Raw genomic sequence first — 11,492 nt, forward strand, 5'->3', positions numbered from 1 at the left:
TTTACGTTGTAATCCACAACCCGCTTTACTGCCACCAGTACTTTCATACATCACCTTCGGTTGATTTGGCTGCCGCCCTGATGCGGAGAATGCACTCCGCATGGAAAACAATAAATGAATTATTTTTCATGCTTGAATTATAATAGATGAACTATTTTGCCTATTTGTTTGTGGAAATCAATACAAATACGCGCCCGCTACGTAAGCGTGCGTCGCATTAACGAAACAAATTCGGCTTAAGCCGGATAAAATCGGCGCCATAATAACTTTTTATAGCTATACAAAGGAGTCTACGTATTCGACAGGTTAGATAGTAAACTACGCCGCGAATCAGAGAGCGCGGGGATAAGCCACTATACGCTGGTCGATACGTCAAATTAGTGATTGATTGAAATTGACCCGTCTGTCTGACTTAGTATAATGACGTTTACGTAAACGTCAACATAGCTACCTTATACCATCCGGGAACAACAACCGGGACTAACACCATGAGGGGGTGTCGTTGTGGAACGCGAAGCGATGGAATTCGATGTTGTAATAGTGGGTGCGGGCCCTTCTGGACTCACTGCCGCCATTCGCCTGGCCCAGCTGGCCAGTGAACATGAGCAAGAGTTGACGATCTGTGTGGTTGAAAAAGGTTCCGAAATCGGCGCCCACATCCTATCGGGAGCCGTGCTCGAACCACGGGCACTCGATGAGCTGATTCCAGACTGGAAGGAACGAGGTGCACCGCTGGACACCCCCGCCAGCGAAGACCGGTTCCTCTACCTGACGGAAAAAAAATCCATCGCCATGCCCAATCCGCCGCAGATGCACAATGCGGGCAATTACGTGATCAGCCTCGGCAACTTCTGCCGCTGGCTGGCGGAACAGGCAGAACAACTGGGAGTGGAAGTATTTCCGGGATTTGCCGCTGCGGAAGTCCTTTATGATGAACAGGGTGCGGTGCGTGGCATCGCCACCGGCGACATGGGTATCAGCCGCTCGGGTGAACAGACCGAGAACTATGAGCCGGGCATCGAACTGCACGCCAAGCAGACGCTGTTTGCCGAGGGTTGCCGTGGCTCGTTGACCAAAGGATTGATGGAGCGCTTTGATCTGCGTAACGGCGTTGATCCTCAGACCTACGGTATCGGCATCAAGGAGTTGTGGGAAATAGACCCGGCGAAGGTCAAGCCTGGCACCATCCTGCACACCATCGGCTGGCCCCTGGACAGTCAAACCTACGGCGGTTCATTCCTTTACCATCTCTCTGAAAACCAAGTGGTGGTCGGCTTCGTTGTCGGATTGGATTATAAAAATCCCCACCTCAGCCCATTTGAAGAATTCCAGCGTTTCAAGACGCACCCGGATATTCGCCCCCTGTTTGAAGGCGGCCGCCGGATCAGCTACGGCGCCCGTGCCCTTTCTGAAGGGGGATTCCAGTCTATTCCCAAACTGACCTTCCCTGGCGGTATGCTGATAGGCGATACGGCCGGCTTCCTCAACGTGCCAAAAATAAAGGGTACCCACACCGCCATGAAGAGTGCCATGGTGGCGGCCGAGTCAGTCTTTGAACAGCTCGCGAGCGAAGGCCGCAAAGAGATAGATACCTATCCGCAGCACCTACAGCAAAGTTGGCTCTGGGATGAATTGAACAAGGTACGAAATATCCGCCCCGGCTTCAGTAAAGGGCTCTGGTTCGGCCTGTTCAATGCGGCGCTGGAGACCTATCTGTTCCGCGGTAAAGCGCCGTGGACGATGCATCATCATGCCGACCATGAGCAGCTCGGCAAAGCCGCCGATTATCCATCTATCGACTATCCCAAGCCGGACGGAAAAATCACCTTTGATCGCCTCTCATCGGTCTTTATATCCAATACCAATCACGAAGAGGATCAGCCGATTCATCTTCAGTTGAAGGACCAGGAAGTTCCGATCACAGTCAATCTGGCCCTCTATGACGCCCCCGAACAGCGCTACTGCCCTGCCGGTGTCTATGAGATTTTACAGGAGGAGGGACAACCGCCTCAGCTGCAGATCAACGCCCAGAACTGTGTGCACTGTAAAACCTGTGACATCAAGGATCCGACACAGAATATCAACTGGACCGTGCCACAGGGTGGCGGTGGCCCCAACTACCCCAATATGTAGGCGGCGGTGAGCGGCGGCGATACCACACCGGGTATCGCCCGCTTTTCACAGCCGCCCAATGAACCCGACCCTATCAAGAGGAATCGATCCATGCCGAGTTACAAAGCCCCTATCCGCGACTTGCAGTTTGTATTCCACGAACTGCATGAAGCCGACAAAACCTTGAGCGAGCTTCCCGGTTTTGATGAGGTGACCCCCGACTTGGTGGATGCGATCCTGGAAGAAGGCGGCAAGATTTGTGAAGAGTTGCTGCACCCTATTAACCAGAGCGGTGATCAGGAAGGATGCCGCTTCGAGCAAGGCAAGGTAACTACGCCCAAGGGTTTCAAGGAGGCTTACCAAACCTTTATAGAGGGCGGCTGGCCATCCCTGGCGGCCGATCCGGAATTGGGTGGACAGGGATTGCCCGAGACCATCAGTTTTATGTTGGAGGAGATGCTCTGTTCAGCCAATGTCTCCTTCAGTCTCTATCCCGGCCTGACCCGGGGCGCTATCAACGCCATCAGCCATCACGCCACGGATGAATTGAAACAACAATATTTGCCGAAGATGGTAGAAGGCGTCTGGAGCGGCACCATGTGCCTGACCGAGCCGCACTGCGGCACCGACCTGGGCTTGGTACGCACCAAGGCCGTACCAAAAGGAGATGGCGGTTATGCGATCTCCGGCACCAAGATCTTCATCACCGGCGGTGACCATGATCTGACCGAGAACATTATCCACTTGGTACTGGCACGACTGCCGGACGCACCGGAAGGGGTACGCGGTATCAGTCTGTTCCTGGTACCGAAATTGATGCCGGACGCACAAAACGAACCCGGCGAAAGCAACGGGGTCAGTTGCGGATCCATCGAACACAAAATGGGCATCAAGGCTTCCGCCACCTGTGTCATGAACTTCGACGGTGCCACCGGTTATCTGGTAGGACCGGAAAACAAGGGACTTGCCTGCATGTTCACGATGATGAACTCGGAGCGACTAGCCATCGGTATGCAGGGTCTTGGGTTGGGTGAGGTGGCATACCAGAATGCCGTTACCTATGCCCGCGAACGTTTGCAAAGCCGTGCGGCAACCGGCATCAAGGCACCGGATAAAGCGGCCGACCCGCTGCTGGTACATCCCGACATTCGGCGCATGCTGTTGACGACACGCGCCTACAACGAAGGTGCTCGCGCACTGGCTACCTGGACCGCTATCAACATCGACTTGGCCCACCGCCACCCCGACCTGTCGAAACGGGAAGAGGCGGATGATTATGTCGCCCTGATCACCCCCATTATCAAGGCATTCTTCTCCGACTACGGCTATGAGACCACCACCCTCTGCCAACAGGTTTACGGTGGACACGGCTATATTCAGGAGTGGGGTATGGAGCAGTTTGTAAGGGATGCCCGGATCGCCCAGATCTACGAAGGCACCAACGGTATTCAGGCACTGGACCTGGTCCGTCGCAAGCTGTTTCTCCACGACGGAAGACTACCGAAACGCTTCTTTAACATGCTGGATAGCTATGTTGCCGAACATAAAGGCGAGGCAGCGCTTGCCGAGTTTATCGAGCCGTTAAGCGAAGCCAACGCATTACTGCAGGCACTTACTACCTGGCTACAGGAGACAAGCCCGCAGAATCCGGACGAGTTGGGTGCGGCGGCAACGGATTACTTGCGTATTTTTGCCTTGACCACCTTTGCCTGGCTCTGGGCACGCATGGCGCAGGTTGCGACACAGAAACAGGCAGCAGATAGCAGTGGCTTCTATCAAACAAAGCTCCACACAGCGCGTTTTTTCATGGGACGACTGTTGCCACAGATTCAGGGACTGGATAGTGCTATCCGTTCAGGCGCAAATTTAATGATGGCACTCGACGAAGCCGAATTCTGACCCAAGGCATCGTAGTGTAAGCCCCGGCAAAGCCAGCAGCTTGCCGGGACGTAGCCAATCGCATCAGGAGTTGTTATGCCAAAAATAACCTGCCAGGATTTTAACCACATCCTTGAAAATGAGATGTCCTGGGCCAACGACCTGGGGATGCGGCTTGAGCGCATCGAACCCGGATTGGGGGTCATGCGCCTGCCCTATCACCACGGTAGCACTCGCCCGGGCGGCACCATCTCCGGTCCCCATATGATGATGCTGGCCGATGCTTGCATGTATGCCGTGGTATTGGGGTTGATTGGGCAAGTCAAGCTGGCGGTCACCACCAATTTCAACATCAATTTCTTACGTAAACCGGAGCAAACAGACCTGATGGCCGAAGGAAAAATCATCAAACTCGGCAAACGTCTGGCCATTATGGAGGTCTCCATTACCGCCGAATCCACGGGTAAACTGGTCGCCCATGCCACCGGTACCTACTCCATACCACCGCTGGAAGAAAACGGATCAGACGGGTAAAGACCCAACAATTAATAAGTATATTATTATTTTATTGATTGATAATTATCAATGTGCCATAATCCCTTCGTGTGCTTCAATAGGCACAGGTCGGCGGGGCTTGGCCAAAGGCAGTATCGTAGTAGCGTCAAGTCCTGCTGTTCCTTCTAAATCCCCATCCTCCTTTGGTGGTTTAACAATGGTTACTTAGGCCTGACCTCCCCTGTCAGGCTTTTTTTTGCCTATTTCCCATCCATGCGACTGGCTCCTACCGCACCCGTTGTGCCGATTATTCCGGTATCCAAGGTGCCACCGGATAGATATTCACAATCATGCTTTTTGTTACCAAAATTTTTCGCTGTGGCGTATACTTACCTGAATGAAAGCGGAATTCGTCAATCCTTTTCTCAATGCGATCCTTGATGTTCTATCCACCATGGCACGCATTGAAGCCAAGCCGGGAAAGCCTTATCTCAAGAAAGAGCGCACCTCCATGGGTGACGTCAGCGGCCTGATCGGTCTTACGGGACAACTGATGAAAGGATCGCTCGCCATCTCCTTTACGGAACCGGTCATCTTTCAGGTGACGGAAAATATGCTGGGAGAGAAAGTCAACTCGGTCAACGATCTGGTTACCGACTTGGTGGGTGAAATCACCAACATGGTTACTGGCGGTGCAAAACGCGCATTGAGTGAGATGGGTTACGATTTTGATTTGGCAATTCCGGGCGTCGTGGCCGGCAAAAACCATATCATCACCCACAAATCCAGCGGCCAGACCATTATTCTTCCCTTTCATACCGATAAGGGCGATTTTTTTGTCGAGATTTGCTTTGAGGGGTGAACTGTTCCCGACTTGGACTCGCGATCCCCTGCCACATCTCAACCACGTCAGATAATCCCCATCCACCCGTTGTATACTCACATAACAAGTGTTGCCGTCCCACATCCGTTACATATCAAGAATAACGGTGTAACCAGGAAACAATCGCGTGCCAGACAATTTACCGCAGAATCTTAAGTTGGGTATTGACGCGCTCAGACACAAAGGCCTGAATCTTTTTGCCGTAATGAGTGTCCGACGACTACCCGATCAAGCGATCGAGTCACTCACTCGTCTCAATCCACTACTGTCCGACGACAGCCGCATCATCCTGATTGGACATGGCGGCAAAACACTTTGGGAAAGACTCTCAGCCGAAGCGCAGCCAGGCCCGGATCCCATCGACCACTACAGTGGTGAAGCCGCACTGCGCTTTTCCCAGGAAGTGCTGCCCCCCGGGACATACCAACTGCTTTATCCCGGTGATTCACCAATCTCACTACAACGACTCGGCACAATAGCCGGCTGGCATAACCCCTCCCCCTTGGGGATAGGCATTCATCCTCAATGGGGATTGTGGTACGCCTATCGTGCCGTCATACTGACTAACGAGCCATTGCCGGAGATCCTGCAACCAACACCACCATCACCTTGTGCAGCCTGTCACGAAAAACCCTGCCTCTCTGTCTGCCCTGCCGGTGCGCTAGCCGAGGACAAGATGATTGATAGGGAACGCTGCGCCCACTACCGGCTTGGCAGTGACTCACGCTGCGGCGACCGCTGCGTTGCACGCTGGAGTTGCCCTGTATCAACAGATCAGCGTTATACTCTGGAACAAGTCCAGTATCACTATCGACTCTCCCTTGAAACATTGCGACACTATTACAGTTAAGAGAACGTTTAACAGCCGTTAGCTGTTTTCACTCCATGGGAATAAAGATGTCTGAAGCCGCAAAAAAGATGGAAAAAGAATCGCCAAAAAAGAGTGAAGTCGTGACACAAGCCGAAACGGCGAGCGTCGAGGAGGGCACTCTGAATCTGGATACCAGCGAATATTATCTAAACCGCGAGTTGACATGGTTGGAGTTCAACAAACGTGTGCTGCATGAAGCCGCCGACGAGCGTACTCCACTGCTGGAGCGCCTGAAGTTTATCGCCATCGTCAGCGCCAATATGGATGAGTTCTTCATGAAGCGGCTCGGTGGTCTGAAGCAACAGGTCGGTGCCGGTGTTACCACCCTTACGGTAGATGGCAGAACTCCCCAGCAGCAGATCGACGAATCCAGCCAGGTGGTCCGGGACATAGAAGCACAGATGCGTGAATGCTATCAGACTGTCACGACAGAGTTACGCGAACACGATATTGCCATTCTCAGCTATGACGAACTGAACAAATCAGATAAAAGCGATCTGCGTAATTATTATTACGAAAACATTTATCCCCTGGTTACGCCCCAATCTATCGATCCGGCCCACCCGTTCCCGTTTATTTCCAATCTTTCACTGAATCTCCTGGTGTTGGTACGCTATCCGGGTGATTCCGACAAGACCTCGCTAACCCGAATTAAAGTGCCAGTAGGGGCCGGTATCCCCCGTTTCCTTAAATTGAAAGACCGGCGGCACTATGTCCCACTGGAGTATGTCATCGCCAACAACCTGGACATGCTGCTGCCGGAAATGGAAGTGCTCTCCTGTGAAGTGTTCCGGGTCACGCGCAACGCCAACACGGAGCGGAGCGAAGAACATGCCGATGACCTGCTATCGTTGATCGAATCGGAGCTGAGGGACCGACGTTTCGCCCCGATCGTGAGACTGCAAACACAAAAAGATATGCAACCGGTACACCGTGGCATGCTGGCAGCCGAACTCTTCCTGGATGAGGAGAGTGACGTATTTGAGATCATCAGCATGCCGGCCATGCGGGATCTGTTCGAACTCGCTTCACTGGATGTACCGGAGTTACGCGATCCTCCCCATAAGCCTATCGATCATCCCGAATTGGTGGATACCCGCAACATATTCCACATTATCAGGGAACGGGGTCCATTGTTACTGCAGCACCCTTACGAATCGTTTGGTACATCGGTTGAACGCTTCCTGAAAGAGGCCAGCATCGATCCCAAGGTACGGGCCATCAAGATGACGCTCTACCGAACCTCCAGCGATACCAAGGTGGTGGATTACCTGATCAGCGCCGCCAGAAACGGCAAACAGGTGGCGGTAGTGGTGGAACTGAAAGCGCGCTTTGACGAAGCAGCCAATATCCGCTGGGCAAACCGCATGGAAGAGGCCGGTATCCACGTCACCTATGGAGTGGTTGGTCTAAAGACCCACTCCAAGATCATTTTGGTGGTACGCAACGACTACAGCGGTATAAAACGCTATCTGCACATCGGCACCGGAAACTATCATGCCGGAACGGCGCGTCTCTATTCTGACCTGGGCATACTCACCAACGATGAAGAATTGGGAAGAGATGCAACAGAACTGTTTAACTATCTGACCACCGGCTACACCCAAGAGCGCAGCTACCGTAAACTGCTCCCGTCACCCAAGATGCTCAAGTATGCATTGTTGGCTAAGATCAAACGCGAACGAAAACTCCACAGCAAAGAGACCCCGGGGCTGATCCAGTTCAAGATGAATGCACTGGAAGATGTAGATATTACCCGCGCCCTCTATGAAGCGGCCCGCGATGGTGTGCGCATCGACCTGATTGTGCGTGATACCTGCCGTTTCCGGCCCGGCATCCCCGGAGTGAGCGAAAGCACCCGCGTCATCGGTATTGTCGGTCGTTTCCTGGAACATACGCGAATCTACTATTTCCAAAATGGCGGCGATGAAGAGTATTTCATCGGTTCGGCAGATGCCATGAAGCGCAACCTTGAATCACGTGTGGAAGTGGTTACACCGGTAACCGACAAGAAACTGTGTGAGGAACTCCGCTTCATCCTGGATACACAAATCAACGACCAGCGCAGCGCGTGGGAGATGCAGACCGACGGCAGTTTTATTCAACGGCAACCATCCAGCGATGCCGAATCCATTGGCTGTCAGCAACTACTTATCCAATCTGCCGAGAAGCGCTCAAAGCAAGCAAGCAAACTGATTAAAGGAAAGAAAAAACGCCGCCTGAGAAGAAATCTGCGTTAATGACTTGTCCATCGGGCGGGATTTCCCCGCCCTTTTTTTACTTGTCACGTCATACCAAGACTCTATAATCTCCCTCTTTCTGGCCGTTGTAAAACGGCTCTGGCGGGGAGGCCTTTAGTGTTCAGTCTGTTCCATGCAACCGAGAATCGCCATATAGGAACCCTTGTACTGGGCTGCCTAATGATGAGTTCAATGGGTATCTTCGCCAATCAGATCGAACAGACGCACCCGGCCAATATTGTTTTCCTGCGCTTCTTTTTTTGCACGCTCAGCTTTCCTTTGATCGCGCTGCTTGCCTACCCCGCATTTGCGCAAGCAACTCGTGACAAACTGACCGAAACAATCGGTTTCGCCAGAAACCATACCAGTTTGTGGATCGTCGTGGGGATCTCCATGGCGCTAGTGGTGGCTCTCTACACTCTGGGGGCTGTTCTGCTATCGGTAGGCCTAAGCGTCATTCTCCTATACACCGCGGCCATCTGGTTTCCATTGGTGGAGAAACTCGCTTGCCGCTTTCTGTTCCACGACCTACGCCCCACCCAGTTCAGCCGCGCATATTATCTTTCGGTAAGTTGCAATCTTATGGGACTGGTCACCATTATCTTGGGCACTACACAGCTTCCCAACTTCGGAGCCCCCTCTTCGATTCTGGGTCTGATCGCAGCGGTCACTGCCAGTATGGCATTCTCTTTTAGTATGGTACTGGTCAGGGTGATCAAGGCAAAAGGCATTAAGACCGAACAGATGATTATCTCCAGCTCCTTCATCGGCTCACTCATCATGTTTCCAGCCCTTTTTGTGCTACCGATAGAGATCAGCATCGGAAATCTGTATAACGCCTTTGGCATGGGATTTATCGCTACGGCCCTGGGCGGGTTGGTCTACTTCAAAGGTTTTGGCAGTGTGCGCACCACCCTGGCACCGGTGCTTGCCTATCTGGAGCCGATCTTCGGATTCAGTCTGGCTATCCTGATCCTATCTGAACGTTTCACCCCAACGCTCCTCCTCGGCATGGCGATTATTCTCGCCACCAATGTAGGCTATACCCTGCTTGATCTCTGGAGGAGTCGGCACCTGCTTGCCGAGTTGGACTAGAACCTCTGGTTAATTTGGAGGTTACGGGGCGGCACAAGGATGTGCTGTCATGCTTGATGGCTGCAAGCCATTGAACATGAAGAAAACACAAAATCACATTTTTTTCGTGATTTGATAAAGCAGGTATAGCTTTAGTCAGAGCTTCCATAAGCCAATTAAGAGGTCGTACTAAAAACTCACGCTGAATGGTTCAACCTGCGTAGTCGGGCGTCAATTCATCATAAAAGCAGAAACTGTTTTTCCCCCGGCTTTTAACAAAATACATCGCCTTATCGGCATAACGAGTCAATTCACTGGCTTTCTCGGCATCCTCGGGAAAGAGCGCCACTCCGATACTGGCACCGACGCTGAATGCCTTGTTTTCATAATGAATCGGTTGTGAAACCACTTCAATAATCTTTTTTGCAACCAGTCCAACGTCCGTTTTCGACTCGATAGCAGAGAGTACGATAAAGAACTCATCTCCCCCGACCCGCGCCACGGTATCCATTTCCCGCAACGTCTGCGATATCCGCTTGGCCACTATTTTAAGAACCGCATCCCCCGCCTCATGTCCAGATGAATCATTGATAACCTTAAAACCGTCCAGATCAACGAACAGTAACGCAAATCGACTACTGTTCCGTTTCGCGGATAATACAGCCTGACTAAGACGATCACGACCAACACGAAGATTAGGCAAGCCGGTCAACGTGTCATAATCGGCCAGATGCCGCAACTGCTCGGCACTCTGTTCACGCTCCACCACACGTCCCAGTTCGATTCCTATATGGTTCAGCGTGGCCAGGAAATCACTGTCATTACGGCTTTTATCCGGGGTAAAGAATTCCAGCACGGCCACGACTTTCTGGCCAATCTTTACCGGCAAACCAAAGCCGGTTTTGATCTCCAGATCACCGGAAACCCTTGCGCGGGGAAAATTGGGATCTTTACTCACATCTTCGATCCATATCGGTTCACCGGTTGAATAGACTCTACCCGGAATCCCTTCACCCGAGGCGAATACCGTACGCATGGTGATTTCACGAAATCGCAGATAGCGTTGCTCATCCCGGATATACCAGCACTCGGAGGGTTCCAGTTGGAGACACGCATTCTCCTCATTGACAGTATAAACGTGACCCACCGGCCAATCGGTATATTCACACACTTCCCTTAAAAAACCGTTCATTGCAGCCACGGTACTGGTCGCTTCGTTGGCCAATGAAGTCAGACGGTGGAGCAACTGTACCAGCGCCGTCTCCTGTCGCAGCCGTCTTTCGATCTCGATCCGCTCGGAGATATCGCGGATAAAGGCGGTGAAAAACCGTATCCCCCGTGCACAGAACTCAGTAACGGTTAATTCTACCGGGAACTCGTCACCGTTGGCCCGCATGGCGGTCACCTCTACACGGCGATCCATAATCCGGGCTTCTCCAGTGCTCATATAGTGGGAAAAACCTTCATAATGTGGGGTTCTGAGCGAGGGAGGAATGATGACACTGGCGATTTCACGACCCATCACTTCATCCCGCGTATAATCGAACATGGCTTCGGCGGAACGATTGAAGCTCACGATGGCACCCGTTTCGTCGATGATGACGATGGCATCCAGTGCCAGATCCATAATGACACCTTGGGAGCGCTTATCCTCCAAGAGGATTTTGGCAAGCGATAGATCCACATCGGGAATATCACAAAGACCGCATTCCGCGATGTGGGCGTGCAGACATTCAAGCTCCTTTTGCAGCTCATAAATCGTTTTTCCAACCAGGTTTTTACGGTCTTCTGACATCGGCATATAGCCAGCCTCTCACAAAATCAGGTGCATGTGCGATTTGGTTCAGCTAAAAAGTTGATTTGAATAAAAGACACAATTATCACTATTTATAGTGTAGTCAATATACCTTTTCACCCAATGGTTTTATTACTTGAGCAA

Annotated in this window: 8 protein-coding genes; 7 read left to right on the forward strand and 1 reads right to left on the reverse strand. The window is 52.1% G+C overall.

Annotated elements, in window-relative coordinates:
- Positions 1–504 precede the first annotated feature (504 nt).
- The 7 genes from ACQY5R_RS16170 to ACQY5R_RS16200 all read left to right on the forward strand — a co-directional run bounded on the left by ACQY5R_RS16170 (position 505) and on the right by ACQY5R_RS16200 (position 9,574).
- Complete coding sequence (locus tag ACQY5R_RS16170) at positions 505–2,133, forward strand: electron transfer flavoprotein-ubiquinone oxidoreductase (protein ID WP_428610138.1); 1,629 nt, start codon at positions 505–507, stop codon at positions 2,131–2,133.
- A 90-nt stretch (positions 2,134–2,223) separates the two neighbouring features.
- Positions 2,224–4,011 carry an acyl-CoA dehydrogenase C-terminal domain-containing protein gene (locus ACQY5R_RS16175; RefSeq protein ID WP_428610139.1) on the forward strand — a complete coding sequence of 596 codons (1,788 nt, stop codon included), beginning with the start codon at positions 2,224–2,226 and terminating at the stop codon, positions 4,009–4,011.
- Positions 4,012–4,086: 75 nt separating this feature from the next.
- Complete coding sequence (locus tag ACQY5R_RS16180; protein WP_428610140.1) at positions 4,087–4,524, forward strand: PaaI family thioesterase; 438 nt, start codon at positions 4,087–4,089, stop codon at positions 4,522–4,524.
- A gap of 358 nt (positions 4,525–4,882) precedes the next feature.
- Entirely contained in the window at positions 4,883–5,347 is a 465-nt protein-coding gene (locus tag ACQY5R_RS16185; protein ID WP_428610142.1) for a chemotaxis protein CheX, read from the forward strand.
- 148 nt (positions 5,348–5,495) lie between these two features.
- A complete protein-coding gene (locus tag ACQY5R_RS16190) occupies positions 5,496–6,218 on the forward strand; it encodes a hypothetical protein (RefSeq protein WP_428610143.1) in 723 nt (240 codons plus the stop codon).
- A gap of 47 nt (positions 6,219–6,265) precedes the next feature.
- The gene (gene ppk1 / locus ACQY5R_RS16195; RefSeq protein WP_428610144.1) at positions 6,266–8,479 is read left to right on the forward strand and encodes a polyphosphate kinase 1; all 2,214 of its coding nucleotides are present in this window, start codon (positions 6,266–6,268) and stop codon (positions 8,477–8,479) included.
- 180 nt (positions 8,480–8,659) lie between these two features.
- Positions 8,660–9,574 (forward strand): DMT family transporter, encoded by a 915-nt coding sequence (locus tag ACQY5R_RS16200; RefSeq protein WP_428610145.1) that lies wholly within the window; start codon positions 8,660–8,662, stop codon positions 9,572–9,574.
- 190 nt (positions 9,575–9,764) lie between these two features.
- Here ACQY5R_RS16200 and ACQY5R_RS16205 read toward each other — a convergent pair whose 3' ends face one another.
- Positions 9,765–11,354, reverse strand: coding sequence for a diguanylate cyclase domain-containing protein (locus tag ACQY5R_RS16205; RefSeq protein WP_428610146.1), 1,590 nt, complete (start codon positions 11,352–11,354; stop codon positions 9,765–9,767).
- Positions 11,355–11,492 lie beyond the last annotated feature (138 nt).

Origin of the sequence: Sedimenticola sp. (assembly GCF_050289425.1) — a bacterium.
Classification (GTDB): Bacteria; Pseudomonadota; Gammaproteobacteria; order Chromatiales; family Chromatiaceae; genus Sedimenticola.